This is a genomic window from Dolomitihabitans soli, assembly GCF_022213955.1.
GTDB lineage: Bacteria > Actinomycetota > Actinomycetes > Streptosporangiales > Streptosporangiaceae > Streptosporangium_A > Streptosporangium_A soli.
On record NZ_JAKNTW010000007.1, the window covers coordinates 173,171 to 189,816 of the forward strand.

Below are 16,646 nucleotides of genomic sequence, written 5' to 3' on the forward strand. Positions count from 1 at the left end.
GGGGGAACCGTCAGCTCTTCTTGCCGCCCCAGTTCTCGGGGAAGCCGGGCATCTCCTCGCAGCCGCAGAGGGCGTAGTGCAGCGGCGGCATGTTCGGCCGGAGGTAGGTGTCGAGCGTGTCGGAAGTGATCTTCGGCTGGGGCAGCTTCCAGGTCTTGGGCACCTCTTCGCCCGCAAGGATCTTCAGGGCGGCGATGACCGGGGTGCGCCACTGGTAGGTGGGGTACGTCGGCGCGATCGCGGTGAGGCCGCCGTCCTTCCACTTCTGCAGGAAGTCCTGCTGGTCCTCGCCGACCATGGCGGGCACCGGCTGGCCGGCGTCCTCGAAGGCCTCGACGGCCGCGACCGCGGTGGCCCCGGCGTCCATCCAGACCCCGTCGATCTTGCCGTGACGCTGGATGTAGTCGCTCACGACGCTCTTGGTCTTGGCGGCGTCGCCGTCGGTGAACTCGACGCCGACCACCTGGACCTGGCTCTTGTCGAAGGTCGCCTTGGCGGCCGACCAGCGGGTCTCCAGTACGTCGACGCCGGGCAGGATGCGCAGGGCCAGCACCTTGCCGCCCGCCGGCACCTTCTCGACCAGGAACTCCGCGCCGTCCGCGCCGAAGGCGTAACCGCCGATGGGGTTGATGAACGTCACCGGGCAGTCGGTGTCGACGCCGCGGTCGAAGACGATGACCGGCACCTTGCCGCACGCCGCCTTCACGGCCGGGGTCAGCGTGGCGGTGGTGTTGGGCGAGACGATGAGCGCGTCACAGCCCTGGCCCTGCAGCTCGGCGATGTCGGAGATCTGCTTGTCGTCCTTGCCCTCCGCGTCGAGCGCGGTGAACTTGGTGATCTCCTTGTGCAGCGCGACCTCGGCCTGCATGCTCTTCCAGCCGACCTGCCGCCAGGGGTTGTTCACGGCCGCGTTGGAGAAGCACAGGTGGACGCCGCCGTCCTTCTTGTACTTCGCCGTGCTCACCATCTGCGGATCGATGGCCTGCTCCCACGGTCTGCTCGCGTCGCCCTGCGGGGTCTTGGTCCGCATGGCGAGCTGGGCGTCGAAGTCGGCCTGGACGAAGAACTTCGACTGCTCGCCGGTGCCCGCGCCGGTCGCGGCGGGCGCGGCGGACGCGGACGCGGACTGTCCGGTGGCGGCGGGCGGCTTGTCACTGGTGCACCCGGCGGCGAACACGATGGTCGAGGTCACCACGAGGGCCACGAGTGGCCGGTTACGCGACATGGGTGTCTCCTTGCTTCCTTGGGGGGTGTTTCGCGAGCCACGCGGGGAGACGCAACGCGCCCACCGCGACCGCGGCGATGATGATGACGCCCTGCACGGTGAACTCCAGCGCCCCCGAGATCCCGTACAGGTTGAGCAGCGTGAACAGCGCCTCAAGGGTGAGCGCCCCGGCCATCGCGGCGACTACGGAGCCCCGGCCGCCGCCGAGCGCCACCCCGCCGAGAACGACCGCGGTGATCGCGGAGAACTCCAGCCCCTGCCCGACCTGGGCCGAGACGCCCGCGAAGCCGCCGAGCAGGATGCCGGTGATCGCCGCCGCCGCGCCGGACAGCACGAACGCGAGGATCCGGGTCCTTGCGACCCTGACGCCCGACAGTGCCGCGGCGCGCTCGTTGTCACCCGTGGCGACGAGTCTCCTGCCGAAGTCGGAGCGCATCAGCAGGATCGCCGCCGCGCCGGCTGCCAGCAGGATGAGCACCGACCACGGCACGGGGCCGAGGTTGCCCCTGCCGAAGGTGCGGAACGCCTCGGAGAGCGCGCCGCGCGGAGCGCCGCCCGTCCACAGGAACACCGCACCGGACAGGATGAGCATCATGCCGAGCGTGGTGATGAACGAGGGCACGCGAAGGGCGGTGGTGACGACCCCGTTGAGCAGGCCGACGAGCAGCCCGACGGCGATCAGGAGGAGGAGCACCCACCAGGTGGCCGACTCCTGCCCGTCGATCAGGCGGGCGGCGACGACCACCTCCACCGTCACCAGGGAGCCGACCGACAGGTCGAACTCACCCGAGACGATGACGAAGTACTGCCCGGCCGCCAGGATGACCAGCGGCGCGGCGCGTTTGACGAAGGCCAGGAAACCCGCGGGCTCCAGGAAGAACGGATTGACGAGCGCGATGGCGGCCAGCAGTACGGCCAGCACCACCAGAATCGGGAGCGTCCTCTTCATATCTGTCGCCCCTTCCTGCGGCGGGCGTAGACGGCGACCGCGATGACGATCACCAGGCCTCTGACCACGTCCTTGAAGAAGGAGTTCACTTCGAGCTGGTTGAAGACACTGTCGAGTACGGCCAGCAGCAGCACGCCGCCGACGGTCCCCGCCACGCCGCCTTTGCCCCCGGCCAGGGCGGTGCCGCCGAGCACCACGGCGGCGATCGACTCCAGGTCGTAACCGCCGTCCGTGCCCACCGTCGGCGCGCCCGCGCCCAGCCGGGCGGCCAGCAGCAGTCCGGCGACACCCGCGCAGACCGAGCACAGCACATGGGTGAGCACCACCACCCGGTCGGTCCGCACCCCCGACAGCCTGGCCACCTCCTCGTCCCCGCCGACCGCGTAGATCCGGTGACCGAGGCGCGTACGGCGGAGCAGGAACCACGCGGCGGCGGCGACGGCGGCCCACAGCAACGCCGAGACCGGCACCGGGCCGATCCGGTCGTAGCCCAGACGCTGGAAGGAGTCGGGCACGCTGCCGGCCGGGCCGTCGTAGAGGTGGTCGACGACACCCTTGATGATCAGCGCTGTGCCGAGCGTGGCGATGAACGCGTGCACCCGCAGGCGGGTGATGACCATCCCGTTGACCAACCCGACCAGGGCGCTGACCGCCAGCACGGCGGCGACGCCCGCGGCGATCCCGCCGTCCCGCCCGGCCATGGTCTCGGCCGCGACGAGCGAGCAGAGGCTGATGAGGTAGGCGACCGAGAGGTCGAGCGATCCGGCCAGGATGGCCAGCGTCTGGCCGACGGCGACGATGCCGAGCGCGGCGGAGCGCTGCTGGATGCCGACGATGGTCTCGACCGTGAGGAAGTCGCCGCCGTCCACGGCGACGAGCACCCAGCCGATCACGAGGGTGGCGGCCAGCGCGAGATAGATCACCTTGGTGGGGTCGATCTCCCTGAGGGCGGCCACGGCCGGCCGCGCCGGTCTGCCCGCCTGCTTCAGGCTCTGCCCGTTCATGTCGCCTCCCCGCTCGCGGCCAGCCGCATGATGGCCTCCTCGGACGAACCGGCGGGGAGTTCGCCGGCGATCCGGCCGTCGCGCATGACGACGACGCGGTCGCTCATCCCGATCAGCTCGGGCAGTTCTGAGGAGATCATCAGGATGGCCGTGCCGTCCCGGGCGAGCTGCCGCATCAGGTCGTGGATGGCGGCCTTCGCGCCCACGTCCACGCCCCGGGTCGGTTCGTCGAGCAGCAGCACGGCGGGCCCTACCGTCATCCACTTGGCCAGCACGACCTTCTGCTGGTTGCCGCCGGAGAGGTACCTGACCTCCTGCTCGGGGTCCGGTGGCGACAGCCGTACGCGCTCCAGGAGGGCCCGGACGTCGCCGCGCGCCTGGCGCCCTGCCGTGGCCCGCGCGACCAGCAGGGCGTTGTCGCGTACCGACTGCCGCAGCGCGAGCCCTTCGGCCTTGCGGTCCTCGGTGACGAGGCCGATGCCCGCGGCCACGCCGTCGCGCACCGAACGGGGGCGGCGCGGCTCCATCCGGCCCTCGGCGAACGGCTCCGCGCCGAACAGGGCCTTGACCAGCTCGGTACGGCCGGAGCCTTGCAGCCCGGCCAGGCCGGTGATCTCGCCGGCCCGCAGGTCGAGGTCGATTCCGCGCAGCCTGCCGTTGCCTCCGCCCCGCACGCTCAGGCGCACCTCGCCGATCTCGCCCGGGGCCGCGCGGGGCGGGAAGTAGTCGCGGAGTTCCCTGCCGACCATCAGTCTCACCAGTTCGTCCGGCCCGACCTCGGCGGTGGGCACCGTCGTGACGCGGGCGCCGTCCTTGAGGACCGTGACGCGCTGCGCCAGGTCGAACACCTCGCGGAGCCGGTGGGAGATGTAGAGGACCGCGAGACCACGCCGCTGGAGCCGGCGCACCAGGGTGTAGAGCAGTTCCACCTCGTGCTCGGCGAGCGAGGCGGTGGGCTCGTCCATCACGATGATGCGCGCGTCGACCGAGAGCGCCTTGACGATCTCCACGACCTGCTGCTGGGCGACGCTGAGGCGACGCACCGCGTCACGCGGCCCGAACGAGGTCTCGCCGAGTTCGTCGAGCAGCCGCCGGGTCTCGGCCTCCATCGCCGCCCGGTCGACGAGGCCGCGGCGGGCCGGCTCACGGCCGAGGAAGACGTTCTCCGCCACCGAGCGGTCGGGCAGCAGGTTGAACTCCTGGTAGATGATCGCCACCCCGGCCCGCTGGGCCTCAAGCGGATGGCCGAACGCCACGGGCCTGCCGTCGATCTCGATCGTGCCCTCGTCGGGGACGTGCACCCCGGCGAGGATCTTCATCAGGGTCGACTTGCCGGCGCCGTTCTCGCCGACCACCGCGTGCACCTCGCCCGCCGCCGTGTCGAGGTCGACGCCGGACAGGACCCGTACGCCGAGGAACCGCTTGCCGATCCCCCGCATGCCGAGGAGCGTCATACCGGCCCCACCACGCGGCTCGGGCCGCCGGGCCGCAGATCCAGCGGATCGACCCGGGAGTTCAGGACCGGCGCGGCCTGGCGGGCGCGTTCGAGGGTCGAGCCGGCGACACCGGCGTGGGCGTGCACGGTGCCTGTGAAGCCGGTACCGACGACGCCTGATCGAAGTGGACGGTCGGGATCCGCCGGCTCGCGGCCTGTTTCCTCCATATTTCGGGATCGTAAAATGACTTATGACGACGGTCAAGCAGAAGTTCCGTAACATTTGGCGTAACTAGCCCGCGAACCCAGGCGAAACAACAAGACATAAGGGATGCTCTGGCATAAGGGAAGGAGGTCAGCGGCCATCCGGGGTCCGCTCCGGCGGATCGTCACCCCCGGCTGCCGGTGGCAGATCCGGCTCAGCCGTTGTCGATCCAGGTCACGCTGTGGGCCTCGGTCGGGTCCGGGGCCTCCCAGCGGCCGATCAACCGGTCGACGACGGCGTCCGGCACGGGATGCGACCGGGCCAGGTTGCGCTCCCGCAATATCCGCGGCGGCGCCTCCAGCGCGATCAACTCGACCCTGGCGTGGTAGCCGGCCGCCAGGCCGACGCACTGCTCGCGCACCTGCCGGGTCACATTCGTGGCGTTCCACACGAACGGCCGTCCCGCTCTCAGGTGCTCGCGGGCCAGCCGGTGCGCCGCGGCCACCACCGGCCTCTGGTCGCCGGCCGGCCGTACGCCGAGCTCGGCGCGCAGCGCGTCCAGACTGACCACGGGGAGACCCGGCCGGTTCCCGGCGATCCAGTGGTCCTTGCCCGCACCCGGCAGCCCCGACATCACGGTCACCGTCATCCGGGTGTCGTCGTACGCCGCGTAGCCGGGGTCCCTGCCTGGCTTGCGGAAGTACCAGTAGCGGGCGTGGTCGGAGGGGAAGACGCGGGGCGCGTCCAGGCAGTCCTGGTCGGCGCAGTACTCCCGGAACAGGGCGATGTTCTCCAGCACCTCCGCCGCGTCACCGCAGATCCGGCCGAGGATGTCGGCCGTCGCCAGTACCGCGAGATCGTCGTTGCGGGCCAGCAGACTCACCCGGAACGCGATCTCCCGCAGGTCGGGCCGTTCCAGCGCCCAGAACGGCACCTGGTGATGCCGGACCAGCGCGGCCACGTGCTCCCGCCAGGCCGGCGGCGCGCCCAGCTCCCACAGCACCCGGCGGGCGATCAGATCACCGCGCCGCGAATGGCCGTGCGCCGTGATCCGCCCCTCCGCGTCCTCCTTCGTGCAGTCGGGTTTGGCCACGTCGTGCAGGAGCACGGCCGCGAACAGCCGCACCCGTTCGGCCGCCGGCCGTTCCCGCCACTCCGGCAGCTCCGCGAGCACCTCGCAGGCCATCCTGGTGTGCACGGCGACGTCACCTTCGCCATGGTGGACCGCGTCCTGCGGGACACCGGCCAGCCTCCGCACCCAGCCGAACGCCGACTCGATCTCCGGCCACGGCACGACCCACCGCGGCGGAGCCGGGCAAAGGTCATCGAACAGCTGCATAGAGGACTCCCGGATCGGTCAGCCGGTTCGGCACGATCGGCCGATCCAGCCAGTGACTGCCGGAGTCGAGCACCGCGGTGTGGAAACTCGGCCGGACCCACTTGTACCGCCCGACGGTCTCGCCGCCCTCCTCCACCTTGACGTAGAGCCCTTCCATCTCCTCCGACTGGTCGGTCTCGGCCAGCACCCGCGCCGGATCGGCCCCGCTGTCCCCCGCCGCCTCGGCCAGCGCCTCCCGCCAGCCGGCCGTACGGCAGGCCGACGGGCCCAGCAGCGAGGTCAGCCCGTCCAGTCGCGCGATCGTCCCGGTGTGCAGCACCGGCACGGAGACCACCGGAGCGCCGGTCAGCAGTTCCCGGCGGCGCGCCGTCGACAGGAAGACCTCCCCTTGCCGGTCCAGGATGTCGAACTCGCAGAAATAGTGCGGAAGCGCGTCGTAGAAGACGGTGTGCTTGGCGTACATCCATTCCCCGTACATCACGTACCGGCTGCCCAGGCACCGCCACAACTGCTGCCGGACCGCCGCCGCCCACGCCTTCAGCGGCCCGAACTGACGCTCCCGCGGGCCACCGGCCAGATAGTGACCACGGCTCTGCAACCGCAACTCCCCGTCGGCCGAGAAGCTGATCGCCGCGTTCGCCCCGTCCAGCTTCTCCTCCACCACCAGAAACCGCCCGGCGACCTCTTCGTACGGCACGGCCGCGAGGTCGGAGTCACCCGGTTGCAGCCGGGAGCCGGCGAGATGGCGGGTTCGTGGATACTTGCGGAGCATGCCGTCCGTTCTAGCGAATCCGGCGACGCCGTACCAACCGGTTATTCGCGCACGATCCGGTATATCGGCGCGCCGCGACCAGGCCGAGCGCCGCCACGCGCAGCTCACCGGCGCGGACATCTTCTAACCGCGTGCCCGGGGCCGACGCGATACCGGCTACGGCTACACCAACATGCCGACACAATAAGTAGTCTCACGATTACCGAGAGTGCATGATCGGGTTATCGCAACGGCGGAACACCGCCTCGTCTCGAACAGGGAGCCCATCATGCGACGTAGCGTCCACATACTCACCACTCTCACCGCGGCAGCACTGATCCTTCTGCCCGCCGCCACCGCCGAGGCCGCGTACGGGCGGTTCGTGTTCGGCGGGGGTCAGGTCGTCGAGAATCCCTCCGGCTGCGTTGAGCCACACCTGCGGCCGTTGATCCTGCACAACGACACCAACGAATACGCGCTCGTCTACAGCGGGCCCTACTGCACGGGCCCGGTGATCGCTGTCGTCCCGCCCGGCGGACACACCACCCAAGAGTTCGGCAACAGCGTCTACGTCGCCTGACGACCACCCGGACGGGGTGCGGCCGAGCGGGCCGCACCCCGTTGCGTCGTTCCCTGAGATGCAACTCCGGAGTGCTCGCCTACCAGGATCGACATTGTCCAGCCTCCTTACACGTAATCACTCAAAGCGTGCGACCTCATGTCGCAACCGAACGTGTCCCCAGCCGCCGAATGCGGCGGCGAGGTGCTGGACAACGAAGAGCGGGCGCCGTGGCCGTTGGCCACGACGCCCGCCCGAACGGGATCAGGAGTTAGAGAAGCTCGTGGTTTAGCTACTCCTGCGAAATCAAGGAATTGCAACCCACGGATTCGCTGTGAGCGCTGGTGATCGGCGAAGCAACGTTGAGGAGATTGAGGCCGATGTCGCCAATACCGCTGTTCCCACAAGCATTCACGATGTTGGACTGCATGGCATTGTTCACGTTGTTGAAGCCGGGCGGCCACCCCGGCCAAGGGCCGTCCGCATGGGCCGGAGCGTTCAGGCCGAGGCCGGTGAACCCTGCGATCAGGGTGCCGCCGACTATAAGCTGCTTGAGCATTTCAGCTCTTTCCTGTTGATATCGGATATGTCGCCAGCCTTAGCGGTTGAAGGCTGACATTGACTAGTAGACCCGCATTTAACGGTGCAGGCAATCCAATAGAGGTAAAAGAGCCCTTGAGTCTCATTAAAACGCTCTTAGCATGACAAAACCGACATATACAGATATAGCATGCCTATTTTTTCCGTCCAGGTGAACGGCGCGTCCACCCTGTTGATCATCGTGACTCACGTATCCCCGGCGGGCGGGTGGCCCGCCGGGGAATCGGTTCAGAAGGCCATGTCCTGCCAGGTGCGGACCTCCGTGGCGGTGAGGGCACGAGGGAGGACGGCCATCCGGTCGACGGCTCCGGTGAGGCGCTGCCCGCCGTTCTGGTCCACGGCGAAGCGCAGCGGGCGGGCGGTGCAGGCAACGATTCCGGTGGAGGTCGCGGTGCCGCCGCCGGCCCTGACGTCGTCCACGTAGACGGTGATGGTCCCGTTCTGCGCCAGCGTGACGACGAGGTCGAGATAGCGGCCGGTCGGCAGCACGGCGTCGGTGGTCACCCCGCGTCCCGCCCCGATGAACCGCAGGTTGCCCGACGGTGTGACGTCGATGAGGACCCCGTCGGTGCCCGGGTCGCCCGACGGCTGGGAGTCGAACAGCCGCCGGTACCCGCTGCCCGCGATCTTGACCTCGGCCGCGAACGTCGCCTCACGCAGGTGGCCGAGGGTGGTGTTGGCGGTCGACAGATAGGTGGACCCGGTCAGCACGAGCCCGCTGCCGGTCGGGGCGGTGGAGTCGTAGGAGGCGCCGCCCGTGACGGTGGCCGGCCGGCCGCTGCCGGAGGCGTCGGCGACGGTCGTGCCCGAGACCGGATCCCAGGCGACGACCGGGCGGTCGGACGGCGGCGCGGCGCATGGTCCGGTGCCTCCGTCGGCGATGATCGAGTAGGTCCGGCCGGCCTGCGCGCTCCAGGTCAGGGTGTCGCCCTGGCGGGCCGGCGTGATGGTCGCGCCCTGGTCGTCCTGCACGCGATGACCGCGCGTGGCCAGTTCGGTGCGTACCCTCAGCGTGCCCGCCGTACCGGCACGCAGCGTGATCCGATCGGCCTTGCGATCACGCCAGGACACGTCGGCCGTCACGTTTCCCCTGGCGCGCAGCCCGGTGACCGAGCCGGACGGCCACGCGGCCGGCAGGGCGGGCAGCACGTGCACGACGTCGTGCTGGCTCTGCAGCAGCATCTCGGCGACGCCACTGGTCGCGCCGAAGTTGCCGTCGATCTGGAACGGCGGGTGGGTGTCCCACAGGTTGTCGAGCGTGGAGGACTTCAACTGCTCGCCCAGCATCTTGTGCGCGTGGTCGCCGTCGAGCAGCCGGGCCCAGAAGTTGATCTTCCACGCCTTGCTCCAGCCGGTGCCGCCGTCGCCGCGCGCGGTCAGCGACACCTTGGCCGCGGCGGCGAAGGCGGTCCCGGTCGCGATCTGCCGCCCCGGGTGCAGGGCGAACAGGTGCGAGACGTGCCGGTGGTCGTTGTTCTGGACGTCCCAGTCGGTCTTCCACTCCTGCAACTGGCCCCAGGAGCCGACTCGCAGCCCCGTGTCGAGCCTGGACAGCGCGGTCTGCACCTCGGTCTGGAAACCCGTGTCGACACCGAGCGTCCGGGCCGCGGCCAGGCTGTCGGTCAGGATCTCGAAGACGATCTGCTGCGACATCGAGGCGCCGGCGGAGAAGTCGCCCTGTTCGGGAGAGTAGCTGGGTGAGACGACGAGTTTCCCGTCACGCGGGTCGGTGTGCAGGTTGTCCAGCCAGAACTCCGCCGCCCCCTTCATCACGGGGTAGGCGACGTCCCTGAGGTAGGCGACGTCGCCGCCGAAGCGGTAGTGATCGTACATCTGCTGGGCCAGCCACGCTCCGGCCTCGGGGAACCAGAACGAGGTCGCCCAGTCGTGCACGCCGGTGAACCCGAACGGGTTGGTCTCGTTGTGCACCACCCAGCCGCGTGAGCCGAACATCTCCTGGGCGGTCTTCCTGCCCGGCGCGACCATCGACTGCACGTAACGGTCGTAGGGCACGGTGGTCTCGGCGAGGTTGGTCTGCTCGGCCGGCCAGTAGTTCATCTGCAGGTTGATGTTGACGTGGTAGTCGGCCGACCAGGGCGGGCTGGTGGAGTTGTTCCACACGCCCTGCAGGTTGGCCGGCAGCGAGCCCGCCCGGGAGGAGGCGATCAGCAGGTAGCGGCCGTAGGCGAAGTACATCGCCTCCAGCGCCCGGTCCTGCGCGGAGGAGCCCGCCGTGTAGGCCCGTCTGAGCTGGTCGGTCGGGATCGTCGGCGTCTGCTGCCCGATGTTCAGCCGCACCCGGTCGAACAGGGCGCGGTAGTCGTCCAGGTGGGCCTGCTTGAGCTGGTCGAAGGACCTGCCGGCCGCCTGGTCGACCGCCGCGGTCACCTTCGCCCGCGGGTCGGCGCCCCGGTAGGACGGGTACGCCGGGGAGTAGTCGGTACCCGCGGAGAGCACGAACACGGCACTGTCCGCACCGCTCACGGTGATCCGATCACCCCCATCCGTACGGCTGCCGCCTTGCGTGATCACCTGTACCTGGGCCTCGAACCGCATGCCGTTGTCGGCGAGCGTGCCCCGGATCCGCAGCCGGCCGCCCGAGACCGTCACCTGCCTGTCGTTCCGGGGCGAGGTGGTCCGCAGGGTGAAGGAGACCTTGCCCGCCTGGCTCGCGGAGATCCGTCCGACGACGACGTTGCCCGGGTGGCTGGCGAAGTACTCACGGGAGTGGACGACGCCGCCGGCCGTGTAGCCGACCCTGGCCACCGCCTCGCGCAGGCTCAGTTCGCGCCGGTAGCCGGTGACGGTGCCGCCGGGCATGTCCAGCCACAGGTCGCCGAAGGTCTGGTAGGCGCCGAAGCCGGTCTTCGGCTGGCCCAGTTTGGCCGCGACGGCCTGCGGCGTCATCCGCGCGTCCCGGTCGATCTGCGCCTGGACCTCGGCGATGGCGTTCGGCCGGGGGCTGGTCCAGTTCCCCGCGTTGTAGCCGGGCGATCCGGGACCGCCGGTCCACAGCGACTTCTCGTTGAACTGGATCTGCTCTGTGGTCACCCCGCCGAACACGCTCGCGCCGAGGGCCCCGTTGCCGATGGGCAACGTCTGGGTCTCCCAGTCGGTGGCCGGCTTGTCGTACCAGAGGGTCAGGTCGTCGGGCGCGGCGGCGGCCTGCGCCGGTGCGGCCTGCTGTCCGTGCAGGCAGGTGAGGAGGGTGACGGCGGCCGCGAGGGCGGCCCCGAGTCGTCTTACCGGCGTGCGCATACGTGTCCTCACGGTGTGGTCGCGGGGTTCGGTGACGGCAGGGTCCAGGTCTGGGCCGCCCTGCCGTCGCAGTCGTAGATGCGTAACTGGGTGCCGTTGGCCGGGTTGGCGTCGGGGATGTCCAGGCAGCGGCCGGACTGCGGGTTGCGCAGGCTGCCCACACCCTGGCCGGCACCCTGGATCGTCCACTGCTGGGCTCCGGTCCCGTTGCAGGTCCACAGGTGGATCGGGGTGCCGTTGGTCATACCGCTGGACTTGACGTCCATGCACTTCCCGAGGCCCCTGATGGTGCCGTCGGCCTGGATGCTCCAGCGCTGGGCGGCCGTCCCGTTGCAGTCGTAGGTCTGGATCCTGGTTCCGTCGGCGGTGCCGCTCGCGGAGATGTCGGCGCACTTGCCCAGTGCCTTGATCTCGCCGGTCCTGGCCACGGGCGGCGTGCTGACGCCGGCGCCGGTGAAGGTGTACTCGTCGACGTCGTAGAGGGCGCCGGCGCCCGTCCCGCTGAAGGCGAGGTAGAGGTCGTGCGTGCCGTCATCCGGCCTGGTGACCGGGGCCGTCACCTCGGTGTAGGCGTCCCAGCCGCCGGTGCCGGGGACGGCGACCCGGGCGACCTCGGGACCGGACGGCGAGTTGAACCGGAAGGACAGCGTGCCGCCGGAGTTGGCGGAGGAGACGCGCACCCTGACCCCGGTGACACCCTTGAGGCTGACGGCGTGGTGCCGCACCCATTCGCCGCTCTGGATGTCGCCCAGCCGTCTGCCTCCGGTCGCCTGCGCCTGGTCGATCACCTTCGGGCCGTTGAGCTGGACGTAGTGCTCCGCCTGCCACTGCTTGGGCCAGAGGGTGATCTCCTTCTCGCCGGTCAGCGGCACCGTTCCCGGCGCGCCCTTGTCGGTGTAGCTGGAGCGCAGCACGAAGAACTGCACCGCGTCCGGCCCGGAGTGGACGGGGCCGGTGTTGAAGGTCGCGCCGCAGCCGATCCCCTGCCCCTGCTCGTGCGCGTGGTCCTGGTGCCCGAGCGCCGCGCGGATCACGACGCCGCCGCAGGCGACGGCGCCGTCCTGCGGGTCGGTCGCGCCGGCGGTCGCCGTGAGGTTCTCGCCCCAGCCGAATACGCCGCCGTCGGGCAGGCCCGACAGGGTCAGCGTGGGGCGGTCGTTCCCCACGACGATGGGGATCACCGTGGTGCCGCTCCGGCCGGTGCCGTCGTTCACGGTGAGCCGGGCCCGCTTGTCGCCGTTGGTGGTGTAGGTGAACACCGCGTTCGCGGTCGTCGCGTCGGTGGTGCCGTTGCCGTCGAAGTCCCAGGCGTAGGTGAGCGGGTCGCCGTCGGGGTCCGAGCTGCCCACGCTGGTGAACGCGACGGTCAGCGGGGCCAGGCCGTTGTCCTTGTCGACGGTCGCCTTGGCGACGGGTGACCGCCCGCCCTGCACATAGTTGATCTTGTAGAGGCCGGCGTCCGCGGCCCCGGAGAAGTAGCCGCTGCCGTACTCCAGCAGATACAGCGAGCCGTCCGGGCCGAACTCCATGTCGATGGGGTGCACCAGGGTCATCCCCGCCAGGACCGGCTCGATGACGGTCGGGGAGCCGGTGGCGGGGTCGCCGTTGCCGAACTGCACCTCTTTGATCCAGTTGCGGCAGTACTCCGAGATCAACCACTTGTTGTCGTAGTAGGCCGGCCACTTGTTCGGGGAGTCGAGGGTCGCGTCGTAGTGGTAGACCTCGGTGTGGTTGGGCGAGCCGCAGCCTCCCGGGGTGTCCAGGGCCGGCCACTCCTTGCTGCCGCCGTGCTGCTCCCAGACCAGCGCCGGTTTGGTGGGCGGAAGCTGCTGGAGGCCCGTGTTACGCGGCGAGTTGTTCACCGGGCCCGCCGAGCCGCCGCAGGGGAACCAGCCGCGCGGCGCGTTCGCCGCGAAGTCCCAGTCGTTGTAGGCCACGTTGGGGCCACCGCAGTACGGCCAGCCGTAATTGCCGGGACCCGTGGCGCGGTTGAACTCGTCATAGGCCGCCGGGCCCCGGTTGGCGATGGTCGCTCCGGCGTCCGGCCCGACCTCACCCCAGTAGAGGGTGTCGCCGGCCTTCTTGTCGACCCAGACGCGGTACGGGTTGCGGTTGCCCATGATGTAGATCTCGGGCCGGGTGGCAGCCGTGCCCGCGGGGAAGAGGTTGCCCGCCGGGATGGTGTACGTGCCGTTGTCCTCGGGGTGGATTCGGTTGATCTTGCCGCGCAGGTCGGCGGTGTTGCCCGACGTGCGCTGCGCGTCGTACTGCGGGTTTCGGGCGGGACGTTCGTCGATGGGCGCCATCCCGGCCGAGTCGCCGCCGGAGTTGGTGTTGTCGCCCACCGCGAAGTACAGGTTCTCGTCGCTGTCCCACGTCATCGAGCCCGCCGAGTGACAGCACAGGTCACGTTCGGTCGGCCATTCGACGATCATGTCCTCGCTGGACGGGTCGAGGACGTTGGCAGCGGTGTTGAAGGTGAACCTGGAGATGCGATTGACCAGCGGCGTCACCTTCGGCGAGTAGAACAGGAACACCCAGTGGTTCGCGGCGAACCGGGGATGCGCGGTGATGCCGATGAGCCCGTCCTCGAACCGGGCGTCGAGCTGCAGCGTCAGCGCCACCGTGGTGGACTTGGTCGACGGGTTGTAGAGGCGGACCTGGCCGCCTCCCGTGCTGGTGCCCCGGTTGATGTAGAGGACCTTGCCGTCGGGCAGCACGGACAGCTCGATGGGTTCGCCCATCGACAGTCCGCCGTCCAGCTTGACCTTCTCGAAGGCGCTGGCCGGGGGCGGCGCCGCGGCCTGCGCGGACAGGGCGGGGCGGGCCACGGGCGGGGCCTGGTGGACCGCGGCCGCCTGGGCGGCGGGCGCGGCGGTCGCGATGAGGGTGAGCACGATCGTGCCGGCGAACGTGCGGAGGCGCGCGAAACGGATCATGGGGGGTCTCCTGGCAGGGGGGTGCCGCGGCCGGAACGTGGGGCGCGGGTGTTCAGCGTCCGTAGATGTTGAGGTCCCAGAGGGAGTAACCCCAGCCGGTCGCGCGCTGGGTGCCGTGAACGCGCACGTAACGGCCGGTCCCGGCGACGGCGATGTCGTCCACGCCGCCGTCGGAGGTGGTGGTGGCGTGGACCGTCGTCCAGGTGGCGCCGTCCGCCGACGTCTGGATCTGGTACGCCCTGGCGTACGCGGTCTCCCAGGTCAGCTTCACGCGGCTGATCGACCGGGCGGCGCCCAGGTCGACCGTGATCCACTGCGGATCGGCGTAGGCGCTGCTCCAGCGGGTGCCCGGGTTCCCGTCGACGGCGTTGGGGCCGGGGTGCTGGCCGTTCTCGACGCTGGAGACGGTGACCGGCCGGCGCAGGGCGAGGTCGGTCACGGCGGTCGAGTCCTGCCTGATCCGGATGTTCCGGTAGTGGATGTCCATGCCGGCACCGTCGTTCTGGACGCCGATGTGGCCGTTCGCGATGTCCCGGGTGCTCGTATAGTCGTTGATCTTCACGCCGTTCAGGTGGACCTCGACGAGTCGTCCGTGCACCGCGATCTCGTAGGTGTTCCACTCACCCGGCGGCTTGAGCGCCGCCGCGCGCAGAGCGGGGTCGGGCGCCTTGAACCCGTAGACGCTGCCGGTGGTGCGGGACGGGTCGGCGTCGGTGGCGTCGATCTGGATCTCGTGGCCCTGGTCGACCGGCTTCCAGGGGTCGCCCTGCGGATCGGGGAAACCGATGAACACGCCGCCGTTGTCATCGCCCGGCATCATCCAGTCGAGCTTGAGCGAGTAGTCGCCGAAGGTGGCGCCCGGATACCACAGCAGGCCCATCCCGCCCACGGAGGTCAGAGTCCCGTCCGCCAGGGTGAACCCGCCGGGACCCGCCTGACGCCACTTCGCGAGACTGGTCTGGGTGCCGTCGAACAGCGGCGTGTAACCCGTTTCCGGACGGCAGTCGGCCGGCTTGGCGCGCGCGGCGATCTGGATGCCGCCGAGCAGCATCCTGGTGAAGGCGGGGTCGGCGTAGGACTCCTCGGTGTGCCCGAGCCCGGTGTACCAGGCCCGGCTGCCGGCGCGGTCGTGGCACCAGGTGATCGGATGGTCGCCCATGTTGCCGCCGGAGTAGGACGACTCGTCGAGACTGGCGAGGACCTTGACCCTCGCGCGCGGGTTGGCCCGGTAGTTGTACCACTCGTCGGTGCGGGTCCAGGCCGCCGGCAGGTGCGAGGTGGACGCGCCCGCCCTGTCCTCGACCCGTACGGTGGCCTGCTGGGTGGCCGGGTGGGAGTCGAAGTACGCGCCCACCAGCTCGCCGTACCACTGCCAGCCGTATTCCGTGTCCGCCGCCGCGTGCACACCGGCGTAACCGCCGCCCGCGGCCACGTACGACTGGAACGCGGCCTGCTGGGCGTCGTTCAGCACGTCGCCCGTGGTCGACAACCAGACGACGGCCTGGTACTGCGCGAGGTTGGCGGTGGTGAACGCCGTCGCGTCCTCGGTGGCGACGACGGTGAACCCGTTGGCCGAGCCCAGCCGCTGGATCGCCGCTATGCCGAGCGGGATGGAGGAGTGCCGGAAACCGGCCGTCTTGGTGAAGACGAGGATCTTGGTCAACGGCGCGGCGGAGACCGTGACCGGGAGAGCGAGGATCGCCGAGCACGCGAGAGCGAGTGCGAGGGCGATCCGAAGTAACGCGGGATACCGGGACATGGAAGGCGTCACCCCTTGGGGAGAGAGAGGAGCGCGCCGCCGCACCGGTGAAACTTCTGCGAGATCTGACGGTACTTTTGCCTTCAGATGCCGAAAGAATGACACTGGTAGTCGAAAGAGTCAACAGGTCGGATTCGGCCGGCCCCTGTCGCCAGGAGAGCGTTGGGGCGCGCCCTTAGACATCCGAGGTCTGACGAAGCCGCTTCGAAGAGAGACCTGGCCTACGGTCTGCGACGGAACGCCCGGCGGTTTCCTCACCGTCGCGATTTGGGGCCTTGACGGGTCCCAGACATCCAATGTTAACTGCGCCTAACAGCTCCAAGTCGTCGGTGATGCGGCTACTTCGGCGGGTCGCCGACGCCCTCCGGGCCTGTGGTTCCTCCTGAGGTCTCGCCGGGCAACGCGCCGGTCGCCGACTGCCGGTCTGCGGTGTCCGGCGAGCCCTCATCCGCGCCGCCGCCCGCCGTACGCCCCCATTCGGCCATCCGACTCCGCCCGGAGACACCTCGCCCGCCACGCTCCTGTTCGGTCTCGCCGGGTCAGCACCCTGGTGCCACGACCGCCGCTCACCTTCACGCCGCTCCCCGGGTGCTCCCGCGCACGGGAACCCGGGCCGGGGACTT

General features: G+C 70.0%; 13 protein-coding genes. 1 reads left to right on the top strand and 12 read right to left on the bottom strand.

What is annotated here, in order from left to right:
- Window positions 1-10: 10 nt before the first annotated feature.
- The 7 genes from MBA17_RS16350 to MBA17_RS16380 all read right to left on the bottom strand — a co-directional run bounded on the left by MBA17_RS16350 (window position 11) and on the right by MBA17_RS16380 (window position 6,929).
- Window positions 11-1,225 (bottom strand): ABC transporter substrate-binding protein, encoded by a 1,215-nt coding sequence (locus tag MBA17_RS16350; protein WP_238497324.1) that lies wholly within the window; start codon window positions 1,223-1,225, stop codon window positions 11-13.
- Window positions 1,215-2,174 (bottom strand): ABC transporter permease, encoded by a 960-nt coding sequence (locus MBA17_RS16355; protein WP_238497325.1) that lies wholly within the window; start codon window positions 2,172-2,174, stop codon window positions 1,215-1,217. Before MBA17_RS16355 ends, MBA17_RS16350 begins: the two co-directional genes overlap by 11 nt.
- Entirely contained in the window at window positions 2,171-3,178 is a 1,008-nt protein-coding gene (locus MBA17_RS16360; RefSeq protein WP_238497326.1) for an ABC transporter permease, read from the bottom strand. The genes MBA17_RS16355 and MBA17_RS16360 overlap by 4 nt, the downstream gene beginning before the upstream one ends.
- On the bottom strand, window positions 3,175-4,632 hold the full coding sequence (locus MBA17_RS16365) for a sugar ABC transporter ATP-binding protein (RefSeq protein ID WP_238497327.1): 1,458 nt from the start codon (window positions 4,630-4,632) through the stop codon (window positions 3,175-3,177). Before MBA17_RS16365 ends, MBA17_RS16360 begins: the two co-directional genes overlap by 4 nt.
- Window positions 4,629-4,841, bottom strand: a complete 213-nt coding sequence (locus MBA17_RS16370; protein WP_238497328.1) for a hypothetical protein — start codon at window positions 4,839-4,841, stop codon at window positions 4,629-4,631. The genes MBA17_RS16365 and MBA17_RS16370 overlap by 4 nt, the downstream gene beginning before the upstream one ends.
- A gap of 191 nt (window positions 4,842-5,032) precedes the next feature.
- Window positions 5,033-6,157: an AAA family ATPase gene (locus MBA17_RS16375; RefSeq protein WP_238497329.1), complete on the bottom strand. Its 1,125-nt coding sequence runs from the start codon at window positions 6,155-6,157 to the stop codon at window positions 5,033-5,035.
- A complete protein-coding gene (locus MBA17_RS16380) occupies window positions 6,141-6,929 on the bottom strand; it encodes an RNA ligase family protein (RefSeq protein ID WP_238497330.1) in 789 nt (262 codons plus the stop codon). Before MBA17_RS16380 ends, MBA17_RS16375 begins: the two co-directional genes overlap by 17 nt.
- A gap of 268 nt (window positions 6,930-7,197) precedes the next feature.
- Between MBA17_RS16380 and MBA17_RS16385 the strand changes: the two genes are divergently transcribed.
- A complete protein-coding gene (locus MBA17_RS16385; RefSeq protein ID WP_238497331.1) occupies window positions 7,198-7,488 on the top strand; it encodes a hypothetical protein in 291 nt (96 codons plus the stop codon).
- A 271-nt stretch (window positions 7,489-7,759) separates the two neighbouring features.
- Here MBA17_RS16385 and MBA17_RS16390 read toward each other — a convergent pair whose 3' ends face one another.
- From MBA17_RS16390 to MBA17_RS16410, 5 genes are all read right to left on the bottom strand, one after another.
- Window positions 7,760-8,026, bottom strand: a complete 267-nt coding sequence (locus tag MBA17_RS16390) for a hypothetical protein (protein ID WP_238497332.1) — start codon at window positions 8,024-8,026, stop codon at window positions 7,760-7,762.
- A gap of 269 nt (window positions 8,027-8,295) precedes the next feature.
- Window positions 8,296-11,325 (bottom strand): glycosyl hydrolase family 95 catalytic domain-containing protein, encoded by a 3,030-nt coding sequence (locus MBA17_RS16395; RefSeq protein ID WP_238497333.1) that lies wholly within the window; start codon window positions 11,323-11,325, stop codon window positions 8,296-8,298.
- Window positions 11,326-11,333: 8 nt separating this feature from the next.
- The gene (locus MBA17_RS16400) at window positions 11,334-14,264 is read right to left on the bottom strand and encodes a ricin-type beta-trefoil lectin domain protein (RefSeq protein ID WP_238497334.1); all 2,931 of its coding nucleotides are present in this window, start codon (window positions 14,262-14,264) and stop codon (window positions 11,334-11,336) included.
- A 52-nt stretch (window positions 14,265-14,316) separates the two neighbouring features.
- Window positions 14,317-16,023, bottom strand: coding sequence for a ThuA domain-containing protein (locus tag MBA17_RS16405; protein WP_238497335.1), 1,707 nt, complete (start codon window positions 16,021-16,023; stop codon window positions 14,317-14,319).
- Window positions 16,024-16,361: 338 nt separating this feature from the next.
- Complete coding sequence (locus MBA17_RS16410; RefSeq protein ID WP_238497336.1) at window positions 16,362-16,508, bottom strand: hypothetical protein; 147 nt, start codon at window positions 16,506-16,508, stop codon at window positions 16,362-16,364.
- Window positions 16,509-16,646: the final 138 nt, after the last annotated feature.

Bases quoted from the DNA above. Each gene is read 5' to 3' on its own strand.
- MBA17_RS16350 (WP_238497324.1), bottom strand. From the start codon at position 1,225: ATGTCGCGTAACCGGCCACTCGTGGCCCTCGTGGTGACCTCGACCATC.
- MBA17_RS16355 (WP_238497325.1), bottom strand. From the start codon at position 2,174: ATGAAGAGGACGCTCCCGATTCTGGTGGTGCTGGCCGTACTGCTGGCC.
- MBA17_RS16360 (WP_238497326.1), bottom strand. From the start codon at position 3,178: ATGAACGGGCAGAGCCTGAAGCAGGCGGGCAGACCGGCGCGGCCGGCC.
- MBA17_RS16365 (WP_238497327.1), bottom strand. From the start codon at position 4,632: ATGACGCTCCTCGGCATGCGGGGGATCGGCAAGCGGTTCCTCGGCGTA.
- MBA17_RS16370 (WP_238497328.1), bottom strand. From the start codon at position 4,841: ATGGAGGAAACAGGCCGCGAGCCGGCGGATCCCGACCGTCCACTTCGA.
- MBA17_RS16375 (WP_238497329.1), bottom strand. From the start codon at position 6,157: ATGCAGCTGTTCGATGACCTTTGCCCGGCTCCGCCGCGGTGGGTCGTG.
- MBA17_RS16380 (WP_238497330.1), bottom strand. From the start codon at position 6,929: ATGCTCCGCAAGTATCCACGAACCCGCCATCTCGCCGGCTCCCGGCTG.
- MBA17_RS16385 (WP_238497331.1), top strand. From the start codon at position 7,198: ATGCGACGTAGCGTCCACATACTCACCACTCTCACCGCGGCAGCACTG.
- MBA17_RS16390 (WP_238497332.1), bottom strand. From the start codon at position 8,026: ATGCTCAAGCAGCTTATAGTCGGCGGCACCCTGATCGCAGGGTTCACC.
- MBA17_RS16395 (WP_238497333.1), bottom strand. From the start codon at position 11,325: ATGCGCACGCCGGTAAGACGACTCGGGGCCGCCCTCGCGGCCGCCGTC.
- MBA17_RS16400 (WP_238497334.1), bottom strand. From the start codon at position 14,264: ATGATCCGTTTCGCGCGCCTCCGCACGTTCGCCGGCACGATCGTGCTC.
- MBA17_RS16405 (WP_238497335.1), bottom strand. From the start codon at position 16,023: ATGTCCCGGTATCCCGCGTTACTTCGGATCGCCCTCGCACTCGCTCTC.
- MBA17_RS16410 (WP_238497336.1), bottom strand. From the start codon at position 16,508: ATGGCCGAATGGGGGCGTACGGCGGGCGGCGGCGCGGATGAGGGCTCG.